The following is a 23,970-nucleotide window of genomic DNA, read 5'->3' on the forward strand; positions in this document are numbered from 1 at the left end:
GAATATTTGGATAATTAAATGAGACACTTTTTAACACTTAAAGATTTTACAAAAGAAGAGATTTTAGAAATAATTGAAATCGCTCTTGAGATAAAAAAGAATTTAAAGAACAAAATATATAACAAAGAACTCGCGATGCAAACTCTAGGGATGATCTTTGAGAAGAGTTCAACACGCACACGTGTGAGTTTTGAGACAGGAATGTTTCAGCTTGGTGGTCATGCACTCTTTTTATCAAATCGTGATATTCACTTAGGTCGCGGTGAACCTGTAAAAGATACGGCAAGAGTGATAAGCTCTATGTGTGATATGGTAATGATTCGAACATTCGAGCAATCGATGATAGAAGAATTTGCTGAGTACTCAAAGGTTCCAGTTATAAATGGGCTTACAGACTCATACCACCCCGTACAGCTTTTAGCTGACTATATGACAATGGTTGAGTATGGAATACATGAAAATGCAATTGTGGCGTATATTGGTGATGGTAATAACATGACACATTCATGGTTGATGTTAGCTGCGAAACTCGGATTTGAGCTTCGTATCGCAACACCAAAAGGTTATGAAGTCGATTCTGTAATACTTGAAGATGCAATAAAGATGGCTAAGAAAAGTGGCGCTATCATTAAAGTTTCAAATAATATCGATGAAGCACTGTATGGTGCGACAATTGTTACAACTGATACATGGGCTTCAATGGGTCAAGAAGAAGAAAAAGAAGCAAGAGTTAAAGCATTTAAAGGTTATATGGTAGATGGACTCAAAATGTGTCTTGCGAAAAAAGATGCAAAATTCTTACATTGTCTTCCTGCGTATAGAGGTCAAGAAGTTTCAGCAAAAGTATTAGAAGATCATGCAGATATAGTTTTTGATGAAGCTGAAAATAGACTCCACGCTCAAAAAGGTTTGATGGTTTGGTTGGATCAACAAAGAGATAAATAATGAAATTATTTTTCCTTTTTCTAGTACTTAATATCTCATTATTTGGTTCTGCAAGTGTAGAAGTTGGAAAAATGTTTGAAAACTCTCAAAAATGTAAGGCATGTCATCTTCATATTGTAAATCAGTGGAAAGAATCATGGCATGCTAAATCACATTATGCAAACGATGAGTATTTTGCTAAAACTATTGACTATGTTAAAAGAAAAACAAGAAAAAGTTTAAATGGTGTAAAGGTGCAATGCGCAACATGCCATAATCCTAGAATTTCAGTTACTAGTACAGGTATAGACTATGAGATAGATGCTGTTATGGGTTTAGATAAAGACTCTGATGTAAATAAAGCACTGAGTAGTGAGAATATTAGTGAGGGAATTAACTGTGTTGTATGTCATAACATAGATAAAATTCATACATCAGCAGATGAAAGTATTCGTGGGATTAACAGAGTAGAATGGACTAAGTCAGGTGTGATGAGTGGACCCTATGAAGACTCAGCTTCACCCTATCATAAAGTAGAACATCGTGAATTTATGGATAATAAACCAGATCAACTTTGTTTTGTTTGTCATGCTAATGACAGATCTGTAAGTGGTCTTGTTTTTACAGATATGAAGAGTGAGTACAAGAAAAATAAAAAGTCTTGCGTAGATTGTCATATGGGTAAAAGAGAAAATGGACTTGCGGCTACAATTAGAGATACTAATGGGCAAAGGAAACAAAGGAAAGTACGTACGCACAGATTTGAAGGTGCACATACTCCTTATATGTGGAAAGATGCTTTAGAACTTACTCTTACGCAGAAGAAGAATGATTTACTTATAGAGATTAAAAATCCACAACCGCATAATATTCCAAGTGGTTTTGGCTCACGTGAACTCGTAGTTGAGGTTATTTTCCATAGTAAAGCTAAGGATGTAAAAACCAAAATTTTTTCTTTAACAAAACATTATACAAGTAAAAGAAATAAGCCTACTATTCCGCACTTAGCAGTAAAACAGAGTAAGGATATGAGTATACAAGCAGATGAAAAAAAAATTCTTAAAGTAAATATTGAATCAAATAGTGATAGAGTAGATGTGAATCTTTATTATGTATTAGTAAATGATGAGGTACGTACTTTGTTAAAACTCGAAGAAAAGATTTGGAGCAAGAGAAACTTTATAGCTCAAGACACTCTAAAGTTACAATAAAAATAAGATACTTTTAGTATCTTATTCCTGTTGCTGTTCTTATTTTTTCAATCATCTCAGCAGAGATTGCAGAAGCTTTTTGCGCTCCAAAGTTAAGAATTTCTCTTACTTCCCCTTGATTATTGAGGTAGTGTTCTCTTTTAGTTCTGTATTCACTAAAATAATCCCACATAACTTCCCCAAGGTAAAGTTTAAAATGGCCATGCCCTTCACCACCAGATGCATATCTATTTTGTAGGCTAAGTAAATCATTTTCATTTAAAAATAGTTTTGCCATATTATAAACATTACAGTTAAGAAACTCTTTTGGCTCTTCCATCGCGACGTTCTCAGTTACAATTTTTTTAATAGTTTTAAGTTGTTTTTTCTCTTCACCAAAAATATTAACAGTATTTCCATAACTCTTGGACATTTTTTGTCCATCTGTTCCTGGAACTGTTGCTACTTCTTCTTGTATCTTAAATTCTGGAATCTTAAGCACATCTCCGTACTCATTGTTAAACTTAACAGCGATATCACGCGCGATTTCAACATGTTGAATTTGGTCTTTTCCAACAGGTACAATATCTGGTGAATAGAGTAAAATGTCCGCAGCCATTAAAACAGGGTAGGAAAAAAGTGAATGGTTTGCTGCAATCCCCTTGGCTGTTTTGTCTTTGTAGCTATGAGCACGTTCAAGTAAGCCCATAGGTGTAAACCCAGAGAGAACCCAGTAAAGTTCTAGAACTTCTTTTACATCTGATTGAATCCAAAAAGTAGATTTTTCAGGATCTATTCCTAGTGCTAAAAAATCTGTTGCAGTTTGCATAGTAAGCTTAGCTAATTTTTCGCCACCATTTCCGCTACTCATAGCATGGTAGTTCGCAACAAAAGCAAAAGTCTCATTACTTGCTTGTGCTTCAACCATTTGTTTAATAGAACCAAAATAGTTCCCAATATGCAAGTCTCCGGATGGTTGAATTCCAGTTAAAAGTCGTTTCATTATTTTTCCTCAAGTGCTCATTATATAGATATTAATTTTTTTTGAAATTATATCCAAATGTAAACTAATTTTCGTTATCATCTATATATAAAGAGAAGAGAACACGAGCTTCTTGATATAAAGGATTTATTATGAACGTACAGATTAGAGCAAAAGATTTAAACCTTAACGCACAAACAAAAGTGCATATCGAAGCAGCAATTGATGCTTTTACTAAATATCAGTTAGATATTACCACTGTAAATGTTAGTTTAAATGCTGAGAAAAAAGGTGTTTCCATCGAGTTTGATATTCATATTGCTCATGCACAACCAGTTGTAATTAATCAAAGCGATGATAATTTAGATGCTGCGATAGATTTAGGTATAGAAAGAGCTTCAAAAGCACTTCGACGTTTACACACTAAAGTGATTGAAAAACAAGCTACTTCTGTAAAAGACTTAGAAACTTTAGACGCATAGTTCTTATAAAAGACTTCTAAATGGATATTATGGATTATTATTTATGGATTGTTGTTTTTCATATTATGGCATTCATGTCATGGATGGCAATGCTTTTTTATCAACCAAGGTTATATGTATATCACACAGAGCATAAACATAAACCTGATTTTGTAAACGTTGTGAAAATTCAAGAATATAAAATGTATAAATATATAGGGCTTCCTGCAATGTGGGCAACGGTATTTAGTGGGGCTTGGATGCTATTTCTTAGACCAGAGTTACTACAGGGCGATATATGGATGTATGCTAAAATTGTAGTAGTTATTGTACTAATGGCATATTCATTTTCTTTAGAGTATTATAGAGTGCAACTAGAACGTGAAAATTATTCTAAAAGTGGAAATTTCTTTAGAGCTTATAATGAAGTACCAACTGTATTATCTTTATTAATTGTAGGTTATGTGATAACTAAAACATTTTCTTTTGTATTTACTTTTATAACTTTGGCGATTGGTGCTTTTATAATTTATAGAGTAATAAAGCAAATACCAAAAGATATTACACAATAGAGAGAAATAAACTTATTTCTCTCCTTTCTTTTTCGCTTTAAATAGTACAGGTGTTCCAGTAAAATTAAATGCCTCACGAAGTTTGTTTGTTAAGTATCTTCTATAAGTAAAGTGTAGACCTTTAGGTTTATTCATAACAATCGCAATTTTTGGTGGTCGTGTTTCATACTGTGTCGCGTAATAGATACGAATAACTTGTCCACGCATAGATGGAAGTTGGTGTCTTCTCATCGCTTTTTCCATTGCTTCGTTTAGTCTAGATGTAGAAATTCTTTGTGAGTAATTCTCATTAATTTCTAAAATTAAGTCATGAAGCTTATCAACTCTTTGATGAGTCAATGCAGATAGAGTAATAATAGGTGCATACGCAAGAAATTTAAATCTATCACGGATGTCTTCTATTATCTTATCATGCTCTTCACGTTTAGAAATATCCCACTTGTTTAAAACGATGATACACCCAAGACGGTTACTGTCTACAAGTCCGGCAATTTTTTCATCAAGGTCTAAAAAAGGCTCAGATGCATCAAGTACAACCAAAGCCATATTTGAGTTTTCTAGCATCTCACGTGTACGCATAAGAGCGTACTTTTCAATCCCTAGAATTTTACCACGACGACGAAGACCCGCAGTATCTACAAATGTAAGTTGCTTATCTTTATAGTCAACTGTCTCATCAATAGGGTCTATTGTTGTTCCAGCAACTGAACTTACAACACAACGCTCTTCACCGAGTAGGGCATTAAGAAGTGAAGATTTCCCAACATTAGTACGACCAATGATTGCAATTTTTATATGATTGATATCTTCTTCGTTAAATTCTTTCATTTTATCGTTTTGACCAAAAATGGTATCATCTTCAATAACGCCATCCATCTCGTCATCATCCCAATATGTGAAACCATCATCTTCTTCATCATGCTCGGCTTGATTTTCAAAGAAGTCTTCATCGCTAAGTTCTGGTTTAATAATGTTTATTCCATCATCTTCTTCAGTCTCTTCATCATGATCTTCTTCTTTGATGATGTCTGAATCTGGAACTTTTGAAGCTATCCAGTCAATTAATTCGACAGTATTTCGGTTATGTGCAACAGAGATACCAAAAATGGCGTCTGTTCCGAACTCATAATATTCCCAAAGTTTTTCTTTCATTTTATCGTTGTCAATTTTGTTTACAACAAGAGCCATATCTTTACCCATAGCTTGAAGTTCATAAAAAAGTTTTTTATCTTCTTCTTCAGGTAAGCCTTTACCATCAACCATATAAAGAATGATGTCTGCTTTGTATGCAGCTTTTAGGGACATCTCTTTAATTTTGTCAAAAAGCTCACACCCTTTATCCAGTCCACCAGTATCTAGTAGTTGTACCTCTTTGTTGATTATGACAGCTGTACGTCTTTTTACATCTCTTGTAGTTCCTGCTTGTTCAGAAGTAATAGCATCTCTTTTTTTAACAAGACGATTAAAGAGTGAAGATTTTCCAACATTTGGACGACCGATAATGGCAATTTTTTTCATGAGTGACCTTGTGAAGATAATTAAATATTATTGGAATTATAGCTAAAATTAAAGTAAGTGAAGAACATCCCTCAAAAGAGGAAGTTTGAGAGCGGTAAAGTGAAAGTTATTCTGTTGGAAATTCAGCGTCTAGAGAATCTAAAGCTTGTTTAGATTTAAATTGTTGCCAAAGTGCATTATCTGATTTAAAGCTTGTTCTTACTGCATTTTTAACTTCTTGGTTTACGCCAGAAGCTGGAACAGTCACTAACATATAAAGTGTACCCGATGGTGCATCCCAAGTATCAATTCCTTTAGAACCTTGTAGGTCAACTTTTGCAAGTTGTTTTGAAACAGCAGTTGTTACCATATCTACAGTTTCATGCTCTCCATTTCCAGTTGTACCAGTGTATGTTTCAACTTTATCTTTCACTTGAGATTGGATTTGTTGTGCTAAATCACTTCTTCCATTTGCAAGTGCTACTCTTCTCATATGACCCATTCCCGCAGCACTTTTAGGAGCGATTCCAACACCAGCATAGTAATCAGCCACTATTGGGATACATGTCCACTTAGGAGCTGAAACACCTTCTTGTTTACAACCAAATTCATTTACTGAAGCTGCTATTACCTCTGCCTCAGTCGGTGGTTTAGGTGGCTCTTCACTACATCCTGTGAATGATAAAACTGCAAAAGCAGTTACTGTGATTGATAATAAAGTTTTAATCATTTTATTTACCTTTTTCTTATGTATTGGGATGATTTTACCATAAAATAGTGACTCAATTGTGTAGTAGCAATTACTTAGTTATAATTCTGATATGAAATATTATTCCTATGAAAACTTTAAAGATGACACAAACATTCTTATAAAAAATGTAAAAGATTTTAATCCTCAAGTTGTAGTAGCTATTGCGAGAGGTGGTCTTACTTTAGCACATACAATGGCAGAAGGCTTAGATATTAGAGATGTACAAAGTATACGTACAGAATTATATGATGGTATACAAAAGAGAGAAAGAATAACACTCTTTGGTAGATGTGAGCTAGAAAATAAACAAAGAATTTTAGTTGTAGATGATATCGCAGATAGTGGTGAAACCTTAGAGTTTGTAATGACTAGTTTAAAAAAATCATATCCTAATGTGGAGATGAAATCGTGCACATTATTTTACAAAAAAACATCAGTGATTGCACCTGATTTTTGGATAAATGAAGCCAATGAGTGGATAGACTTTTTTTGGGAGAGTGATTTTAAATAGAAAGTTAAAATTTATTCGCCATTAGATTGCTTGGATACAACCATATTTCGGCCAGAATTTTTAGCTATATATAAAAGTTCATCAGATTTTTTTATCATTGTATCCATCTCCTCTCCCTCATATTCAACGACACCAAAACTAGCAGTAATTTTTAAATTCTTAGCACTGTGTGAAGCATCTTCGACTTTAATGCGTATTCTTTCAGCACGATTAATAGCTATTTTAGAAGTCGCGTTTGAGAGAAATATGATAAACTCTTCTCCACCTAAACGTATAAGTGAATCATCTCGTCTGATAGATCCCATAATAATATCTGAAAAACTTACTAAAACATCATCTCCAATATCATGTCCATAGGTGTCATTTACTGATTTAAAATGGTCTATATCAACCATTATAATAGAAAAAGGTTCACTATAGGCCTTTACTCTTGATGTTAGGCTGTGAAATACATCTTCACAGCCATAACGGTTATAAGCACCAGTTAGTTGGTCCATAGTACCTCTGCCTTCACTTTGTATAAGAGAGTCTTGCATTACATGTAGATTTAATTGTGTAATACTTAGATAGTTTAATAATCTTGAGGCTTGGTGTTGCCAGTTTTGTTTACACATTGTAGAAATAATATTAAAATTTAAAAATTCGCTTGATAAGTTTTCAATTTCTTTGATATCTGAAAGCATAATGATTGGTGCGAATTTATTTTCATAATCGCTAGAGATATGATCTAGAAACTCTAGAGCATTGGGCTGACCTATAGATAAGTCAAGTACAATGATGTTAGCCTTATAATCCATTAAGTGCTCTAAAGCATCCATGAAAGTAGATTCTTGTGAGAGCTTTAAATCAACAGTCTCAGATATTTCTTTGCAACCAGAAATAATTTCTTTTGTGTCTGATATTAGTAATACTCTGTAATTAAAATCTGCATTCATAATTATTTCTCATCAAGTTATTTATCGTTAGTGTTATTATATATGTTTATCCTGATAGTTAACCTAAATCTTTTAATTTTAGTATATGTTTTAAGTTTATGAGAGCTATTGGTGAAATAATGTGAGTAGGTAAATGAATTTCTTTTTTGAAAGTGATTTTTTCGAAGACCTATAAATAATATGCTCGATATTATTCTCTGCATCTATACTTGAAATTCTATTTTTTTTATTTTCAATGTCATTTGCGACTTTTTTAGATTCAGCGTAAGGATCATACTGAGCATCCTCTCCAAGTTTAATATCTGAGAATACGTTATCTTCAGCATATGGTTGTTTAATGATAGGTGTTTCATATTTATGGCTTATTGGGACGAATTTTATTTTGGATGTTTGAGAAGATTTTTTTTGGATGTTTGTAGTGAGAGTATTTGGTTTAATAAAATCAAGATTAAAAGCTTCAATATTCATAGCAAATATAAAGATTAAAGCAAATGTTCTCATACTATTTTTTCGCTTCTTTAATCATCTCATAGGCTTGATTAATCTCTTGCGTTTTTTCAGTTGCTTCTTGCATATAGGCTTCACTCTTGCCTTGTGATTTAATAATATCAGGATGGTATTGACGTACAAGTTTTCTGTATGCTTTTTTAATAGTGGAGATATCATCATTATCACTCACACCTAAAAGTTTATAAGCATCAGCAATGTTAGCCTTTGGTTGTACATTTCGCATCATTTTTTCAAACTGATCAAAAATAGTATGGTAAGCATTTGGATCAAAGTCAAAAGCTGCTGCAATCGTTTGTAAAACTTCGTCTTCACTATCACTTACTTCACCATCTGCAAACGCCAGTTGAATTAAGAATCCCATAAATTGTTGTTGTTTACTTCTATCTTTTCGTATAGTATGTGCTAAATCTTGAGCGACTGCTTCAAGGTTATCTGGTATATCTTTTTGTTCTTCGAAAATCTCTTTTAAGATACTTTTAGTCTTCTCTGGTTCTGGAAATACAGCCGCAATATCATCAAACATGATTCCAACAAGTTGGGCTTCAAGTGCATCAACTTTTCCATCTGCTTTTGCAACTTTAGCAACGAGTGCTACAAACATACCAAGTTCGCTATTTCCAATTGACTCTTTTGTAACAGTCATATTTTTGAAAGATTCTTTAGTATATTGTGTGCTATAAGAAGAGTAACTTTTAAATATATAGTAAAAAACTGCACCTAAAATTGCGAATAAAATTATATTTCCCATAAAAAACCTTTGATAAATGTAGACGAATTATAGCTCGTTTTGATGAATAAATATTTTAATTAGATGGAAATTTTGTATCGTATAGATATGCAGAGATTATTTCTAAAGTACTGCAATCATAACCTAGTTCAGGCATAAGCTCATACGTTTTTACAGCATCAAGCATAATGGAAGTTTTTTTACTTGGTTTTTTTACCCATGTAGACATAGCATACACAAAATTATTTTTATCTGGAAATGCTCTTAAATAATTTTCTTTAATTTCACTAATTGAGGGAGCTGAAATAGCTGTACTTTCATGGTGACAAGTGATACAGTTTCCATTAAAAAGTAATGCACCCATATCTTTTGCATTTAAAGAAGAAATTAATAATAAACTTAAATAAAAATGTTTCAATGTGTCTGTTCATCTCCTACTTTTTATAGAGATTATACACCAAAGAAGTGAATAGTAATGTTATGAAAGCTAGTTGATGGAAGGTTAATATTTTATTAACTGTAATGGTATATAATGACTTATTATATACGATTAGGTGTATGCATGATGATTAAAAGAATTTTAGTTTTTTTCCTTTCTCTGGGTTCTCAACCTTCTGATAGCAAAGAGCTAAGCCTTAAGAAATCTTCACTTGTTCTGGTCCCATTGATCATTGGACCAGCTGCATTTATATGGGGATTATTATATATATATTTAGACCATCCAATATCCGGTGCCATACCTTTATCGTATAGTATAATCTCAGTATTTAATCTCTGGCATTTTCATAAAACAAAAAATATTATGCTTTTACAAAGACCACAAATGATGCTTGTTCTTTTATTGCCATTTATGCTTATGTGGTCACTTGGTGGATTCGCGTTAGGAAGTTTTGTTTTTATATGGGCCTTTTATGCTCCGATAGCTTCTTTAACATATGAGAGAGAAAATCGTTCTTTTTATTGGTTTTATGCTTTTTTATTTTTAATTGCTATCTCAGTTTTACTAGATTCTTATTTTGCACAAGATCATGTATCGTGCATGCCGATAGCTGCTGTAGAGATGTTCTATTTTCTAAATATTACAGCAGGTTTATCTGGTATATATCTTTTACTAGAACATTTTATAGGTACAAAAGAAAAAAATGCTCATGCCCTTTTGCAAAAAGAGCATGAAGCATTAAAAATAACTACGCAAGAATTGGAAGAAGTAAATATAAAATTAAATACTTTAGCAAAATATGATACTTTAACTCAAATATCAAATAGATATAACTTTAGAGAAAATTTAATAAAAATGATTGCACACGCGAAGAGAGAAAATTTTTTTGTAGCATTGTTCTTCTTAGATTTAGATGGTTTTAAAAGTATAAATGATAATTATGGCCATGCTGCTGGTGATAAAGTATTGGTAGAGATTTCAAATCGTTTGAAGTTTTTACTTAGAGAAGGAGATACTGTAGCTAGATTAGGTGGAGATGAGTTTACGGTAGTTTTAGGAAACCTTACTAGTATGGAGTATATAGATACAATTGCAATACGTATAATTGATGAAATAAATAAAGATTATGAATCTATAGTAGCTCCTTCACCAATTGGAGTGAGTATAGGTATCTCCCTATATCCTGATGATGCTCATGATATTGACAGTCTAATAAATAATGCAGATCAAGCTATGTATGATGTAAAATATAATGGAAAAAATTCGTATAAACGTTATGGACAAGAATGAAATAGCTACAATTGGTGTTTAAAAGCTAAAGCTTAATGCAGGGAGGAACTAAATGCCGAGTCGTGATGAAAAGAATTAAAGAATTAAATGCAGGTGTAAAGTACATGTTAATTGCATCTTTTACATTTGCAATAATGGGCGCCTTTGCAAAGATAGCAAGTGCATATATGCCTTCACTTGAAGTTGTGTTTTTTAGAAATATTGCAGGTGTGATTTTAGTAGGAATTGCAGTTCTTAAAAAACCATTACAAAACAAAGGAGGAAAGCCATTCTTACTCTTTTTTCGTGGTTTTATGGGCTTTACAGCATTACTCGCCTTTTTTTATAACATTGCACACATTCCACTTGGGGATGCTATGACATTTTCAAAAACTTCACCTATATTTACAGCTATATTTGCTTGGATGTTTTTGTCAGAAAAATTATCTTTAAAAGCATGGGCAGCGATAGGAGTTGGCTTTATAGGAATTTTGTTTATTACACAACCTAGTAGTATTGGACTCTCAAAGTATGATGTGCTTGGAATATTTTCTGGTGTTGGTGCAGCTTTAGCATATACATCTATTCGTGAGCTAAAAAATTATTATGATACTCGCGCTATAGTACTTTCTTTTATGGGAATTGGAACAATCGGGCCTGTTATTTTGTTTATGGTCTCGCCGTATTTAGATATGCCAGAACTTGATTTTATGCTTGGCACATTCATTATGCCACAAGGAATAGTTTGGTTTTACGTGATTGGGATGGGAGTTTTTGCAACGATTTCTCAACTACTTATGACTAAAGCATATGGTGAAACAAAGGCTGGAATTGTAGGGGCTGTAAGTTATTCAAATATCGTCTTTTCTATCGCTGTAGGAATGCTTTTGGGGGATACTTTTCCAGATGCAATTACAAGTATAGGAATTGTTTTAATTATTTTAGCTGGTATCATGGTTGCAAGGTCTAAGTAGAGGTTAATTGCTTTATGATATAATCATTTTCTATTTTTCAAGGGGTAAAGAATGACATTATTGACAGGACCATGCGTTATTGAGAGTGAAGAAAATATTTTTAAAATAGCTAAATCTTTAGAGCAGTATCAAAACGATTCTGAGATTGATTTCTATTTTAAAGCTAGTTTTGACAAAGCAAACCGTACATCACTGGAGAGCTTCCGTGGTCTTGGAATTGATGAAGGTTTGAGAATTTTGCAAAAAGTTAAAGATGACTTTGGATACAAAATTGTTACAGATGTGCATGAATCTACGCAGGTAAAGCAAGTTGCAGAAGTTGCGGATATGCTGCAAATTCCAGCTTTTTTATGTAGACAAACAGATCTGTTAGTGGCGTGTGCGCAAACAGATAAAATTGTTAATATTAAAAAAGGTCAGTTTCTTAGTGGCTCTGCGATGGAGTACCCAGTTTTAAAAGTACTGCAAACTCGTGGATGTAACGAAGCTACGTATGAAAACTCACTTAAACATGGTGTGTTTTTATGTGAGAGAGGAAACTCTTTTGGATATGGAAATATGGTTGTTGACATGAGAAATCTTGTAACTATGCGAAAATTTGCACCAGTTATTTTTGATGCAACGCACTCTGTACAAATGCCAACAGCTGAGAATGGAAAAACCGGTGGAGATAGTTCTATGGTTCCTTACTTAGCATCTGGCGCAGCAGCAGTTGGTGTTGATGGTTTCTTCATGGAAACACATTTTGACCCAGCGTGTGCACTTAGTGATGGACCAAATATGGTAACACTTGAAACACAAGAAGCTTTAATAGCAAAAATTAAAAAAATACAAGCAATATAATCTCTCTTTTGTAAAAAGAGAAGCTTTAGTGACCCAAGCGGTTTTAGCGTAAGTAGCGGAATTACTTCCAGTACTGTGATAATAGATGAAGGGTTCCCTTCATTTTATGAAATAAAATTAAGGAATATAAATATGAATTTAGTTGAAGGTAAGTTAAAAGTAGTAAATGGCAAGAAAATTGCGATTGTGAGTACAAGATGGAATCATTTTATTGTAGATAGATTAGTTGAAGGTGCTCAAGATGCATTTTCTCGTCATGGTGGAAATCAAGAAGATTTAACTCATGTTTTAGTTCCCGGTGCATATGAATTACCAATGGTAATTGATCAACTTTTAGCAAGTGGAAAATATGACGCTATATGTGCTTTAGGTGCTGTTATTCGTGGTGCTACACCACATTTTGACTATGTATCTGCTGAAGCTACTAAGGGTATCGCTTCTGTGTCATTAGCACATAGAAAACCTGTTTCATTTGGTTTACTTACTACTGACACAATCGAGCAAGCAATCGAGAGAGCTGGTACAAAAGCTGGAAACAAAGGTTTTGAATCAATGACAGTTATCATCGAATTACTTGATCTTTATGAGACTCTGTAGTGGCAACTAGACATCACGCAAGAATGGCAGTAGTTTCACTGCTCTACGCATATGATTTAGGAAATGGAAATATTGCAGAACATACAGCAGAAATCTTAGAAGAAAAAAAGATTCGTAATAAGCAAAAAGACTTTGCCTTAGCACTGTATGAAGGTGTAATGGAAAATATTGAAACTTGTGACGCAGCAATTATTAAACACTTAAAAGAATGGGACTTTGAAAGACTTGGTACTATTGAAAGAGCTACACTTAGACTTGCTTCGTATGAAATTATTTTCGGTGAACTTGACTCTGCTGTTGTTATTAATGAAGCAGTTGAAATTACAAAAGCTTTTGGAACAGAACAGTCCCCTAAATTTATAAATGGTGTTTTAGATGCTATTTCTAAAGATAAACCTGAGTAATTAATGAAAACTGCGTTACTTTTCTTACTTCTTAGCACATACCTCTTTGGGGCTAACCAGTGTATAAAATGTCATGAAGGTCTAGAACATATTCGTCATGGAAGTTCTGGCATGATGCAGGCTATTTTAGAAGTTGCAAAAAATGCTGGACATGAAGGTAATGACTGTATCGTTTGTCATGGCGGTACTCCTACGCAAAAAAGTAAGCAATATGCCCATAAGGGAACAGTAAAGTATTTTAAAGAAAATGAAGGTCCTAAAGAGTTTTATCCCGCTCCTGGATCTACATGGATAAATCAAAATACCTGTGGAATGTGTCACCAAGAGCAAGTAAGTGCTCAGATGAATTCTTTGATGATGACAGAACAGGGAAAAATTCAAGGTGCACTTTGGAGTTTTGGTGGAAAAAATGGCTACAACCATGATATAGGAAATTACAAAACAAAAAATCCTGATGATCCGCATAAACGTCTTGGTACTGATAAATATAAAGCATACATGAGTAAGTTGGCCTTGATGGAACCTCAAGCATTTCCTAGTGAAATGAAAGAACTTCCTCGTGCTCCAACAGCTGAAGAGGTTGAAAAAGACCCATCTTTAGCAGTTTATACTTATCTTCGCCAAGAGTGTTTACGTTGTCATACAGGTTCAAAAGGTCGTCAAAAGAGAGGTGATTTTAGAGGAATTGGCTGTGCATCTTGTCATATTCCTTACTCAAATGAAGGTTACTATGAAGGTGGCGATAAGTCTATTAACAAAAAAGAAAAAGGTCACCTTCTCGTACATGCTATCCAATCATCTCGAGATGCAAAAGTAAAAGTACACGATGTTGAATACTCTGGAATCCCAGTTGAGACTTGTTCTACGTGTCATAATCGTGGAAAGCGTATTGGTGTATCTTACCAAGGTTTAATGGAAAAAGCATATAATTCACCATATGATGATGAAGGAAGTGGACAACCAAAATTACATACAAAACGCTATATGCACATGCAATCAGATGTCCATTTTCAAAAAGGGATGTTATGCCAAGATTGCCATACATCCAATGATATGCACGGTGATGGTTTCTTAGGTGGAGCAAATGCTGCAGCTGTTGAAGTAGAGTGTCAAGATTGTCATGGAACTACAAAAATGTATCCTTGGGAATTACCACTTGGGTTTTCAGATGAGTTTAACACAACGCAGGCAACGGGCGTTGCTCGAGGTGTAACAAAAACTATGGCTGAGTATCTTAAAAAAGGTAGCTACAATGAACCTCGAGACGGTTACCTTATAACTGCTCGTGGAAATCCTTTAACACATGCTGTCAAAGATGGCACGGATATTATTATGCATCTTGCAAGTGGAAAAGACATAAAGCTTACACCACTGAAGAAACTTAAAGAGACAGACAAGCTTTCTCCTAAAGGTCTTCTTGCAATGGATAGCATCTCTTCTCATACAGAGGAGATGGAATGTTATGCGTGCCATGCTGCATGGGCACCTCAATGTTATGGTTGCCATGTTAAGATTGATTACTCAAAAGGTAAACAAAATCCAGACTATTTAAAAGCTTCACATGACCATGATATCCATGGTAAAACTGGTGGGATGAAAGATATGAGAAAGTATCTTGTAGATGGTGCAGTTACAGAGACAAGAAGTTTTATGCGCTTTGAAGATCCACCACTCGCACAAAATGGTGAAGGAAGAATTTCGCCAACAGTACCAGGATGCCAAACAACGATTACAGTGATAGGTAAAGATGGAAAAGCATTACTTAAAAATCATATCTACAAAGTCAAAAATGTAGAAGGTGCTGGTGAAGAAGGACAAAATGCTATAGATATGGCACCTATTCAACCTCACACTATCTCAAAAGAGGGACGTTCTTGTGAGTCGTGTCATACTATGCCTAAGGCAATGGGAATGGGAATAGGTGGAAGTAAAAGTACGATGGATCCATCTTTAACTACAATTACAGACATTATGACAGTAGACGGAAAGATCCTTCCTACTATTGTAGATGAACAAATGCCAGCTATTGCAAATCTAAAATATGATTATTCTAAATTTTTGGATGAAAATGGAACACAACTGCAAACTGTTGGACATCATTGGACACTCTCAGGTCCACTTAGTAAAGCACAACGTGATAAACTCGATCGTAGTGGTGTTTGTTTTTCATGCCATCAAGATATACCAAAAGGGAATCTTGGAGTATCTGCACTGACGCATATAGCTGATATGACAGAGGTAAATATAGATAATAAAATGCATAAAAATATTGTTAACAAATCGCTTAATATAGCTGCATGGTTCCAAGTTATCATAGGTATTTTAGTTAGTATTTTAGTTGCATATGGTATCTATTTACAATTCTTTAAGAAAAAACGAACAAATCCACGAAATGAAGGTTGGAAGTAATGAAAAAACTTATAGTGCTATTGTCGTTATCGATGAGCTTAATCGCGAATGATATCATTGTAAAAGAAAGTTCATGTAATGTTGACACAACAGTAGACAATATAAAAAATATTGTAAGAGCAAAGGGTTTAAGTGTTTTTGCAATCATTAATCATCATGGAAATGCAAAGTCTGTAGATATGAAGTTAAATGAATCAAAGATGGTAATTTTTGGTAACCCAAAACTTGGAACTGCTTTAATGCAGCAAGATATGAAAGTAGGGCTTGATTTACCGATTAGAATTTTAGTATATATGGATACTGACTCTAAGGTAAAAATGGCTTATAGAGATGGCTCATGGTTAGAGAATAGACATATTCTAAATGCTCCTCAAAAAATTAAAAAAATGAATATGGCAATGGATAAAATCACAACAAAAGCTGGAACATGCATAAAAGACTAACAAAAGAAGAAGCACTTGATTTAATTAAAAATGCTGACTTAAATACACTTGGAAAAATGGCAAGTGCTAGAAAAAAAGAACTTCACCCTAAAGGTATCACTACATTTGTAATCGATAGAAATATTAACTATACAAATATCTGTTGGGTAGATTGTAAATTTTGTGCTTTTTATAGACATGAAAAAGATGCGGATGCTTATGTACTTACATTTGATGAGATAGATGCAAAGATAGATGAACTCTTAGAAATTGGTGGAACACAAATCCTTTTTCAAGGTGGAGTTCATCCTAAACTAAAGATAGCATGGTACGAGGATTTAGTGGAACATATACACACGAAATATCCAAGTATTACTATTCATGGTTTCTCTTCTATTGAGTTAGACTTTATCGCTAAAGTTTCTCGTATTACAATCCAAGAAGTTCTATCTCGACTTAAAGCTAAGGGTCTTGCTTCCATTCCTGGTGCTGGAGCTGAAATACTCTCAGATAAAGTACGCGATATTATTGCACCTAAAAAAATTGATGCAGAAATTTGGGTTAACGTTCATCGTCAAGCGCATAAGCTAGATATTATGAGTACTGCTACAATGATGTACGGAACAGTTGAATCCGATGAGGATATCGTAGATCATTTTGAAATGGTCCGTAATCTTCAAGACGAGACTGGCGGATTTAGAGCTTTCATCATGTGGAGTTTTCAAGGAAAAAATACTGAACTTTTAGCTTTGATTCCAGATATGGAAAAACCATCTTCAAATCGTTATCTAAGACTTCTTGCAGTTGCGAGACTTTATCTTGATAATGTACCAAATATACAAAGTTCTTGGGTTACACAAGGTCCATATATTGGTCAAATGGCTTTACGTTTTGGAGCGAATGATTTAGGTTCAACTATGATGGAAGAAAATGTTGTAAGCTCAGCAGGAGCAGCATACTCCATGGCAAAAGAAGAAATGGTTCATCTTATTCAAGATATTGGCGAAATACCAGCAGTACGAAACACTGCATACGAAACATTAAAGTTTCTGTAATGAGATACTTTTTAACACTACTACTTTTAGGACAGATAATTATGGCAGCGACAATACAATACATTGAGACAAACGGTTTAAAAATACCTCTAATTTATGAAGAAGATAAAAGACTTCCACTTGCTACTATGCAATTTACTTTCACAAATGCTGGAAGTATTACAGATACAGACAAAGCAGGTCTTGCAAAGATGTCTGCTAGAGTAATGAATGAAGGTACAAAAAAACTTGGTTCATATGCTTTCGCAGAGCAATTGGAATCTCAGGCTATTCATATATCTGCATCAACAGGTGCAGAGACTTTTGTATTGGAAGTAGGTTCGTTAACTGAGAATTTTGATGTAGCCTTAGGTTACTTTGCATCACTCTTAGCAGATCCTAACTTCACCGAAGATGCATTAAGTAAAGTAAAAACTACAACTATAGGTGCTTTAAGTAGAAAAGAGAATGACTTTGATTATATAGCTTCGAATGAATTGAAGTCTATCCTTTTTAAGGGCACACCTTTAGCTAATCCCTCTTCTGGAACAGTTGAAAGTATTGAGAGTATTGAACTCAAAGATATAAAAAGTTTTATTCAAAAGAATTTAATTAGCTCTAAGTTGATTGTTATTTTGGGTGGAGATGTAGATATTGAAGCTGTAAAAGAAAAGGCAGCACAAATAATTTCTACGCTTTACAAGGGTAGAAGTGAAGAAGTTGTTAATTATGAAGTTGTAGAAAATGCAAAAGATAGCGTTCTCCTAAAAGAAACTGAACAAGCGTATGTTTACTTTGGTTCACCGTACAATATGAAAGCAGACGATGAAGAATACTATAAAGCAAGAGTTGCTACATACATCTTAGGTACTGGTGGTTTTGGAAGCCGACTTATGGAAGAGATACGTGTAAAACGTGGACTTGCGTATTCTGCATATGCAAGAGTCAGTGTTACAAAATCAAGTTCATATATGACAGGGTATTTACAAACAAAATTAGAGTCAATGGAAGAAGCTAAAGCGACTGTAAAAGAAGTGATCGCTAAGTTTGTAAAAAAAGGTGTGACACAAGAAGAGTTAGACCAGACCAAGAAGTTTTTACTTGGAAGTGAGCCACTAAGAGTTGAGACAATGAATCAAAGACTTAACCGTACTTTTATGGAGTATTATAAAGGTCAAGAGCTTGGTCATTCACAAATTGAATTACAAAAGATAGAATCCTTAACTCTCAAAGATTTGAATAAGTTTATCACGAAACATAAAGAGATTTTAGACCTAAGTTTTGCAATAGTTACAAAATAGTTATTTTCTTTAGTCAACAAGGTTTGGATTATTACTTTCTAAACCTTTAATCTATCCTCCTCCTAATTAAATCAACATCAAATATGCCCTAATATACATAATCTATTTATTTATATTATATAGGATTAAGTTTCAATATAAAAAAACATGATATAATTTTTTTATCACAAAAAAAGGATTTCAATGTTTAAACTTATTATAAAGTTATTTATAATGTTTAGTGTTTCAATGAGTGCATACGCTCAAAGTGGTTTTAGCCAAGAACATTTAGTTTCTGTATCTCCAGACAATTTAACTCAATTTGTAGCAAATGACACAAGCATAGAAATAGAGTTTGATTTAAATATAGATGAAAAATCTATAAAAAAGAATACTATAGTTTTAAAAAGGGAAATAGAAAATACTAAAAACGTCATGATTGATGGTACTACAACTATTAAAAATGCTACTACTTTCATTTTTACCCCTAATGAAGCATTACTAAATGCTAGGTACAATGTAAAAGTAAAAAAAATAAAACTACAGGACTTCTCTAACGAAAATAAAACTAGATTTCAAAAGTATGCACAAAAGATATGCTCATATTTTTATGATGATGTAGAAAAATGTTTTTTATATAGATATGCATGTAGTATTAAAACGAAAGAAATCAAATACTCATTTAATGTAGAAGACATTCAAGTGCAAGTTATAAGTTTAACACTCAATAAATCAAATATACAACTAAATGAAAACAACCAAACAGATATAAATGTAACTGCAAGTTATGATGATAACTCAACTCAAGATGTAACTCAAGATGTAGAATGGATAATGAGCAATAACTCAGTTATATCTGTATCTAATAATATAATTACACCTTTAAGTGAAGGAACAACAACATTACAAGCAAAGTTGAATAATCAAACATCAGCACAAATACAAATAACTGTATACAAAGAGATAAACGGTTATAAACTTCCACCTGAACCAGACCCAACTATAAACAACTCTACTCTTCTTGGAATAGACTCTAATGATAATGGCGTTCGGGATGATGTAGAGATATATGTTATAAAAAGATTTGCACAAGACCTAGAATTTCCTAAAACTAAAACAGCTATAGCTATGCAATATGCTTGGGCTTCTCAGAAGATACTTGAAAGTCCATTTATTGAAAGTAAAAGATATTCGAACGATGCGATTGATTGTCAATATTATTGGTTCCATCAAAAACAAAAAGATATTAATCAAAGAATTATAGACCTTGATGAAACAGATTTTAATGCAGCAATTCAAGAAAGTTTAAAAGCTGGTAAATGGAGAAAAGAAAATAAAGTATTTAATGATTCTGAAATAAAAGAAAAAATTCATAATACTAGAGAAAGAATAGAGCAAAAATTTTCTTATAACGCTGCATTAAGCGGAAGTATATTTAATGGACGTAGTGAAAGTATTGATAACTGTCAAATAAATATAGATAGTTTAGGAGAATAATATGAAAAAAATATTTATATTAATTTCAACAATTTATATTTTCTTGAACGTGGCTTATGCTCAAGCGATCAATGAGTGTAAAACAGACATTTATTTTGGTAATGGTGTTTGGAATAGTCCAGAAAGTGCAGATGATAGCATTAAAGCAATGAATAAAGAAATTATTAATCCATTTATAATAAAAAACAATCCAAACCTAAAAGCGAAATATGGAGAAGTTAAACTCCAATACAATTGGGGACAAGGCACTATGCTTGATGTCTTAGAAACATATTATCAACTAAAAGCAGCAGGACAAGTGAATAATTATCAATTTTTTACTGTTATGGCAATTTTAACAGGAGGAAGTTCTATTTTGACAATCAGTGCTGTTTCTTCACAAGCACTCATGGAACCATTGACCAGAGGTTGGGAACAAGGAAATGTTAATGAGATGTGGCAAAAATATTATAATGAAAGTTTTAAACTTTCCCACAAAGTACTATTAATCTCACATTCACAAGGAGGCTTGTTTGCTAATCGTGTTCATGACATAATAGCTCCAACCCAATACCAAAATTACTTTGCAAACTTACAAGTTGCATCTCCCGCAAGTGTTGTAAAGGCTACTAAAGGTGACTATGTGACTTTATCAACAGATTTAGTTTCTGTTGACCCTATAGTAAACTTCATCCCAGGAAGTATGAGTCCAAATGCATCTGGAGATAGTGGTCATGAATTTATATCAGCTTATTTATCACAAGCAGATCCATTGGCAAAGATAATAACAAAAACCAAACAGCTTCTTACAAATTTAGATTCTGAGTCTTCCCAATGGGAAACTGAAAGTGAACAAAACAAGAATACAAAACAGTACCGTATAACGGTAAAGCATAGATTTGATACAAGCATAGGAAATATTGCAAATGTATACCCATTTGCTCCATCAAAAGAACTTTATTCAGTAAATGGAGAGTATGTAAAAGCTAGTTGTGGTGGTACAAAGATTTTAGATGCTGATATTGACACTTGGAATAATAAAAAGGATAACGAATTTTATTATTTGGAAGGAACAGGGGAAATGATATCTATGCAACAGTTGTATAAAATCATTTTTTCATTAACAGCAGGGAATGGGATTATTTCAGATAATCCAGATATAAATATATATAAAAATATTAATAATAAGTTTAGCTTTGTTGATTCAATTAGCCTCAATAATTTAGATTCAAATATATATCAGTTATACACTCAAGGGTTTGAAAACTGTTCAATGTATGCCGAATACCCAGTAAGTGTTCCTGATCCAATCTTAAATTTAAATGAAGAATATTTAAAAATGCTGAAGTATGAATTTATATTTGATTCAAGTCAAGTTATATCAGTGATTGAGTCAGTAAATGATTCCGGCGTATATAAAAAAAGTTATGAAACATGGTTTGATTCAGTAACCCCTTACCAGTGTGCACATTTTGATGGCGTAGGGTATGATGAAGCATTGGGAAATGAAGCAGATAATATTGGATATGTATTTCTTGGTCAAATAGATATTGGTTTAAGAAGTGGATTTAATTTTAACCAAGATTTATTTTTAGACAAACTGTCTTTGTATCTACAATCAAGTTTACTGTTACCTAATTTAAAATTGAGTTTATAAGAAAGTAAATGTTTAGTGCCTTAGCAAGTTTTACTTGGTAAGGCACATGGTAAAGAAATTACACCCAGTTGTGAATGGTACTAATTTAAATTACGTTCCGAATTACATCCTTGTGAATGGAATCTCTACTTTCTCTTGTTATCAAGCTATATTTTTGCTCATACAGCTAGAACATGTTAAATCAATAATGAAAAATATGAAGATATTTTAAAAGAATGAATGAGTGCAATTACAAATGATGGATAATAAAAATATGTCATTTTGCAAAGTTATTTACTTAGTATAGATTTATGAGTATAATTAAGCTATGAAACTCACAAAAGACATACAAACAAAATTTTCTAAATTAGGTATCAGCTCTTGGGCTGAACTTTCTTTAATTATTCCTCATTCTTATGAAGATTTTCGTCTTCATGATACACTTCAAACACATAAAAATCAACTCATTGATGCAACGATAGAATCTGTTTTTCGAGCTCAAAATTCTATTCAAATAACTTTCTTCGCTCATAATTTTGGACATAGCATGAATGGCGTTATATTTCGTCCAAAATCATATGCGATGCACCAATTTAAAGTTGGAGAAAGAGATTATTATTATGGGATGATTGAGTGTAAAACTGGGTCTTGTAGTATGTCAATGCCAAGAAAAATAACTACTGTTGGGGCAATCACACCAAAGTATAAATCTGCTCTTCGTAATGATGTAATGGGAAGGTTTATCTCAAAGTATTTAACGTATGAGAATTTGGTATCTGAGGGCTTAGAAAGTGATGCTATAGAAGAAGTATTAAAGCTTCATAATCCTAATGATTCACTCTTAGAGAATAAAGATTTGAGTGAAGAATCTGTACGTGCACTGAAGTACATTGAGTTATATGTCTATATGAAACTCCTAGCTGGAAAAAGACGATATTTTAAAGCAAGTATGTCTAAAGAATGCACTTACGATATGTGGGCGAAAACTCTTCCCTTTACATTAACTCCAGAGCAGATACAAACCATTGAAGATATTAAAGTAGATTTTGCAAAAGATGTCGCTTCAAAAAGAATGATTGTAGGTGATGTTGGTAGTGGAAAAACGATGGTCATTTTAGCATCTGCATTTATGATGACTCCTAGTCGTTCGATTTTAATGGCTCCGACAACTATACTTGCAAAACAGCTCTTTGAAGAAGCACAACTTCACCTACCAATGTTAAAGAGTGTCTTAGTTACGAACAAAAGTAAGAAAATGGACTTAAGTGAATATGATTTTATTATTGGCACACATGCCTTACTCTATAGAGAATTACCAAAAGCTGATTTAGTGATGGTAGATGAACAACATCGCTTTGGTACTGCGCAGAGAAATTTACTTGAAAAGTTAGTTAGTAATGGTGAAGTCAAGCCTCATTTTCTTCAGTTTTCAGCAACGCCAATTCCAAGAACACAAGCGATGATTGAAACAGCAAATATTGATGTTTCATTAATCACATCTACGCCATTTACTAAAGATATAACAAGTAATGTAATTCATAAAAGTGATTTTGCTGACTTATTAGAACGTATTCGTTGTGAAGTAGATAAAGGTAATCAAGTTCTTTTAGTATATCCTTTAGTAGAAAAAAGTGAAATGATTGAATATCAAAGTATTGATGAAGCACGTGGGTACTGGGAAAAAAACTTTGAGAATGTATATGTTACACATGGAAAAGATAAAGACAAAGAACAGGTTCTTTTAGATTTTAGAGAAAAAGGAAGTGTTTTAATAGCAACTACTGTTGTAGAAGTTGGTATATCACTCCCAAGACTTAGTACGGTTGTAATTGTTGGGGCGGAACGATTAGGTCTTTCAACACTTCACCAGTTACGAGGTCGTGTAAGCAGGACAGGTTTAAAGGGTTATTGTTATCTTTATACAAATCAAAATTCTTCTGATAGATTGGATAAGTTTGTAACAACAACAAGTGGGTTTGATATAGCAAACTTAGATTTAAAATTTAGAAAAAGTGGAGACCTACTCAAAGGTTCAACACAGAGTGGTAGTCAATTTAAATGGGTTGATTTGGCTGAAGATGAAATAATAGTTACTCAAGTAAAGCAAGATTTAGGAATTTAGTGTAA

General features: G+C 33.1%; 24 protein-coding genes. 17 read left to right on the forward strand and 7 right to left on the reverse strand.

Going from position 1 to position 23,970, the window contains the following annotated elements; genetic code table 11:
* Positions 1 to 18 precede the first annotated feature (18 nt).
* Both argF and ACI9TV_RS00345 read left to right on the forward strand, forming a co-directional pair.
* Entirely contained in the window at positions 19 to 945 is a 927-nt protein-coding gene (gene argF, locus ACI9TV_RS00340; protein ID WP_415248764.1) for an ornithine carbamoyltransferase, read from the forward strand.
* A complete protein-coding gene (locus ACI9TV_RS00345) occupies positions 945 to 2,135 on the forward strand; it encodes a hypothetical protein (protein ID WP_415248765.1) in 1,191 nt (396 codons plus the stop codon). Before argF ends, ACI9TV_RS00345 begins: the two co-directional genes overlap by 1 nt.
* Before the next feature lie 13 nt (positions 2,136 to 2,148).
* On the opposite strand, the gene trpS is transcribed toward ACI9TV_RS00345, so the two are convergent.
* Positions 2,149 to 3,117 carry a tryptophan--tRNA ligase gene (gene trpS, locus ACI9TV_RS00350; RefSeq protein WP_415248766.1) on the reverse strand — a complete coding sequence of 323 codons (969 nt, stop codon included), beginning with the start codon at positions 3,115 to 3,117 and terminating at the stop codon, positions 2,149 to 2,151.
* A gap of 131 nt (positions 3,118 to 3,248) precedes the next feature.
* Here trpS and hpf point away from each other — a divergent pair, with 131 nt between their 5' ends.
* Together hpf and ACI9TV_RS00360 are read left to right on the forward strand one after the other, a co-directional pair.
* On the forward strand, positions 3,249 to 3,578 hold the full coding sequence (hpf, locus tag ACI9TV_RS00355) for a ribosome hibernation-promoting factor, HPF/YfiA family (protein ID WP_415248767.1): 330 nt from the start codon (positions 3,249 to 3,251) through the stop codon (positions 3,576 to 3,578).
* A gap of 29 nt (positions 3,579 to 3,607) precedes the next feature.
* Positions 3,608 to 4,129 carry a CopD family protein gene (locus ACI9TV_RS00360; RefSeq protein WP_415248768.1) on the forward strand — a complete coding sequence of 174 codons (522 nt, stop codon included), beginning with the start codon at positions 3,608 to 3,610 and terminating at the stop codon, positions 4,127 to 4,129.
* Between the two features lie 12 nt (positions 4,130 to 4,141).
* Here ACI9TV_RS00360 and der read toward each other — a convergent pair whose 3' ends face one another.
* The gene (der, locus tag ACI9TV_RS00365) at positions 4,142 to 5,647 is read right to left on the reverse strand and encodes a ribosome biogenesis GTPase Der (protein WP_415248769.1); all 1,506 of its coding nucleotides are present in this window, start codon (positions 5,645 to 5,647) and stop codon (positions 4,142 to 4,144) included.
* 106 nt (positions 5,648 to 5,753) lie between these two features.
* Positions 5,754 to 6,356: an LPP20 family lipoprotein gene (locus ACI9TV_RS00370; protein WP_415248770.1), complete on the reverse strand. Its 603-nt coding sequence runs from the start codon at positions 6,354 to 6,356 to the stop codon at positions 5,754 to 5,756.
* A 91-nt stretch (positions 6,357 to 6,447) separates the two neighbouring features.
* On the opposite strand from ACI9TV_RS00370, the gene ACI9TV_RS00375 reads away from it, so the two are divergent.
* Positions 6,448 to 6,888, forward strand: a complete 441-nt coding sequence (locus tag ACI9TV_RS00375; RefSeq protein WP_415248771.1) for a phosphoribosyltransferase — start codon at positions 6,448 to 6,450, stop codon at positions 6,886 to 6,888.
* Positions 6,889 to 6,899: 11 nt separating this feature from the next.
* Here the strand turns inward: ACI9TV_RS00375 and ACI9TV_RS00380 are convergent, their stop codons facing one another.
* From ACI9TV_RS00380 to ACI9TV_RS00395, 4 genes are all read right to left on the reverse strand, one after another.
* Positions 6,900 to 7,823, reverse strand: coding sequence for a diguanylate cyclase (locus ACI9TV_RS00380; RefSeq protein ID WP_415248772.1), 924 nt, complete (start codon positions 7,821 to 7,823; stop codon positions 6,900 to 6,902).
* Between the two features lie 105 nt (positions 7,824 to 7,928).
* Entirely contained in the window at positions 7,929 to 8,324 is a 396-nt protein-coding gene (locus ACI9TV_RS00385; protein ID WP_415248773.1) for a hypothetical protein, read from the reverse strand.
* A 1-nt stretch (position 8,325) separates the two neighbouring features.
* A complete protein-coding gene (locus ACI9TV_RS00390; RefSeq protein WP_415248774.1) occupies positions 8,326 to 9,081 on the reverse strand; it encodes a DnaJ domain-containing protein in 756 nt (251 codons plus the stop codon).
* Positions 9,082 to 9,136: 55 nt separating this feature from the next.
* On the reverse strand, positions 9,137 to 9,478 hold the full coding sequence (locus ACI9TV_RS00395; RefSeq protein WP_415248775.1) for a cytochrome C: 342 nt from the start codon (positions 9,476 to 9,478) through the stop codon (positions 9,137 to 9,139).
* Positions 9,479 to 9,622: 144 nt separating this feature from the next.
* Between ACI9TV_RS00395 and ACI9TV_RS00400 the strand changes: the two genes are divergently transcribed.
* From ACI9TV_RS00400 to recG, 12 genes are all read left to right on the forward strand, one after another.
* Positions 9,623 to 10,789: a diguanylate cyclase domain-containing protein gene (locus ACI9TV_RS00400; protein WP_415248776.1), complete on the forward strand. Its 1,167-nt coding sequence runs from the start codon at positions 9,623 to 9,625 to the stop codon at positions 10,787 to 10,789.
* Positions 10,790 to 10,854: 65 nt separating this feature from the next.
* Positions 10,855 to 11,742, forward strand: a complete 888-nt coding sequence (locus ACI9TV_RS00405) for a DMT family transporter (protein ID WP_415248777.1) — start codon at positions 10,855 to 10,857, stop codon at positions 11,740 to 11,742.
* A gap of 51 nt (positions 11,743 to 11,793) precedes the next feature.
* Entirely contained in the window at positions 11,794 to 12,585 is a 792-nt protein-coding gene (gene kdsA / locus ACI9TV_RS00410; RefSeq protein ID WP_415248778.1) for a 3-deoxy-8-phosphooctulonate synthase, read from the forward strand.
* 132 nt (positions 12,586 to 12,717) lie between these two features.
* Entirely contained in the window at positions 12,718 to 13,182 is a 465-nt protein-coding gene (gene ribH / locus ACI9TV_RS00415; protein ID WP_415248779.1) for a 6,7-dimethyl-8-ribityllumazine synthase, read from the forward strand.
* Positions 13,182 to 13,586, forward strand: a complete 405-nt coding sequence (nusB, locus tag ACI9TV_RS00420; RefSeq protein ID WP_415248780.1) for a transcription antitermination factor NusB — start codon at positions 13,182 to 13,184, stop codon at positions 13,584 to 13,586. The genes ribH and nusB overlap by 1 nt, the downstream gene beginning before the upstream one ends.
* A 3-nt stretch (positions 13,587 to 13,589) precedes the next feature.
* The gene (locus tag ACI9TV_RS00425) at positions 13,590 to 15,995 is read left to right on the forward strand and encodes a multiheme c-type cytochrome (protein ID WP_415248781.1); all 2,406 of its coding nucleotides are present in this window, start codon (positions 13,590 to 13,592) and stop codon (positions 15,993 to 15,995) included.
* The gene (locus ACI9TV_RS00430; protein ID WP_415248782.1) at positions 15,995 to 16,438 is read left to right on the forward strand and encodes a DUF302 domain-containing protein; all 444 of its coding nucleotides are present in this window, start codon (positions 15,995 to 15,997) and stop codon (positions 16,436 to 16,438) included. Before ACI9TV_RS00425 ends, ACI9TV_RS00430 begins: the two co-directional genes overlap by 1 nt.
* Positions 16,423 to 17,472: a dehypoxanthine futalosine cyclase gene (locus ACI9TV_RS00435; RefSeq protein WP_415248783.1), complete on the forward strand. Its 1,050-nt coding sequence runs from the start codon at positions 16,423 to 16,425 to the stop codon at positions 17,470 to 17,472. The genes ACI9TV_RS00430 and ACI9TV_RS00435 overlap by 16 nt, the downstream gene beginning before the upstream one ends.
* Entirely contained in the window at positions 17,472 to 18,752 is a 1,281-nt protein-coding gene (locus ACI9TV_RS00440) for a M16 family metallopeptidase (protein WP_415248784.1), read from the forward strand. Before ACI9TV_RS00435 ends, ACI9TV_RS00440 begins: the two co-directional genes overlap by 1 nt.
* 183 nt (positions 18,753 to 18,935) lie before the next feature.
* On the forward strand, positions 18,936 to 20,228 hold the full coding sequence (locus tag ACI9TV_RS00445; RefSeq protein WP_415248785.1) for an Ig-like domain-containing protein: 1,293 nt from the start codon (positions 18,936 to 18,938) through the stop codon (positions 20,226 to 20,228).
* Between the two features lies 1 nt (position 20,229).
* Positions 20,230 to 21,864 (forward strand): hypothetical protein, encoded by a 1,635-nt coding sequence (locus tag ACI9TV_RS00450; RefSeq protein WP_415248786.1) that lies wholly within the window; start codon positions 20,230 to 20,232, stop codon positions 21,862 to 21,864.
* A 307-nt stretch (positions 21,865 to 22,171) separates the two neighbouring features.
* Entirely contained in the window at positions 22,172 to 23,965 is a 1,794-nt protein-coding gene (gene recG, locus ACI9TV_RS00455; protein WP_415248787.1) for an ATP-dependent DNA helicase RecG, read from the forward strand.
* Positions 23,966 to 23,970 lie beyond the last annotated feature (5 nt).

Source organism: Sulfurimonas sp., assembly GCF_047622445.1.
Classification (GTDB): Bacteria; Campylobacterota; Campylobacteria; order Campylobacterales; family Sulfurimonadaceae; genus Sulfurimonas.

Coding starts and splice junctions, on each gene's coding strand:
- argF (WP_415248764.1), top strand. CDS start 19: ATGAGACACTTTTTAACACTTAAAGATTTTACAAAAGAAGAGATTTTA.
- ACI9TV_RS00345 (WP_415248765.1), top strand. CDS start 945: ATGAAATTATTTTTCCTTTTTCTAGTACTTAATATCTCATTATTTGGT.
- trpS (WP_415248766.1), bottom strand. CDS start 3,117: ATGAAACGACTTTTAACTGGAATTCAACCATCCGGAGACTTGCATATT.
- hpf (WP_415248767.1), top strand. CDS start 3,249: ATGAACGTACAGATTAGAGCAAAAGATTTAAACCTTAACGCACAAACA.
- ACI9TV_RS00360 (WP_415248768.1), top strand. CDS start 3,608: ATGGATTATTATTTATGGATTGTTGTTTTTCATATTATGGCATTCATG.
- der (WP_415248769.1), bottom strand. CDS start 5,647: ATGAAAAAAATTGCCATTATCGGTCGTCCAAATGTTGGAAAATCTTCA.
- ACI9TV_RS00370 (WP_415248770.1), bottom strand. CDS start 6,356: ATGATTAAAACTTTATTATCAATCACAGTAACTGCTTTTGCAGTTTTA.
- ACI9TV_RS00375 (WP_415248771.1), top strand. CDS start 6,448: ATGAAATATTATTCCTATGAAAACTTTAAAGATGACACAAACATTCTT.
- ACI9TV_RS00380 (WP_415248772.1), bottom strand. CDS start 7,823: ATGAATGCAGATTTTAATTACAGAGTATTACTAATATCAGACACAAAA.
- ACI9TV_RS00385 (WP_415248773.1), bottom strand. CDS start 8,324: ATGAGAACATTTGCTTTAATCTTTATATTTGCTATGAATATTGAAGCT.
- ACI9TV_RS00390 (WP_415248774.1), bottom strand. CDS start 9,081: ATGGGAAATATAATTTTATTCGCAATTTTAGGTGCAGTTTTTTACTAT.
- ACI9TV_RS00400 (WP_415248776.1), top strand. CDS start 9,623: ATGATGATTAAAAGAATTTTAGTTTTTTTCCTTTCTCTGGGTTCTCAA.
- ACI9TV_RS00405 (WP_415248777.1), top strand. CDS start 10,855: ATGAAAAGAATTAAAGAATTAAATGCAGGTGTAAAGTACATGTTAATT.
- kdsA (WP_415248778.1), top strand. CDS start 11,794: ATGACATTATTGACAGGACCATGCGTTATTGAGAGTGAAGAAAATATT.
- ribH (WP_415248779.1), top strand. CDS start 12,718: ATGAATTTAGTTGAAGGTAAGTTAAAAGTAGTAAATGGCAAGAAAATT.
- ACI9TV_RS00425 (WP_415248781.1), top strand. CDS start 13,590: ATGAAAACTGCGTTACTTTTCTTACTTCTTAGCACATACCTCTTTGGG.
- ACI9TV_RS00430 (WP_415248782.1), top strand. CDS start 15,995: ATGAAAAAACTTATAGTGCTATTGTCGTTATCGATGAGCTTAATCGCG.
- ACI9TV_RS00435 (WP_415248783.1), top strand. CDS start 16,423: ATGCATAAAAGACTAACAAAAGAAGAAGCACTTGATTTAATTAAAAAT.
- ACI9TV_RS00440 (WP_415248784.1), top strand. CDS start 17,472: ATGAGATACTTTTTAACACTACTACTTTTAGGACAGATAATTATGGCA.
- ACI9TV_RS00445 (WP_415248785.1), top strand. CDS start 18,936: ATGTTTAAACTTATTATAAAGTTATTTATAATGTTTAGTGTTTCAATG.
- ACI9TV_RS00450 (WP_415248786.1), top strand. CDS start 20,230: ATGAAAAAAATATTTATATTAATTTCAACAATTTATATTTTCTTGAAC.
- recG (WP_415248787.1), top strand. CDS start 22,172: ATGAAACTCACAAAAGACATACAAACAAAATTTTCTAAATTAGGTATC.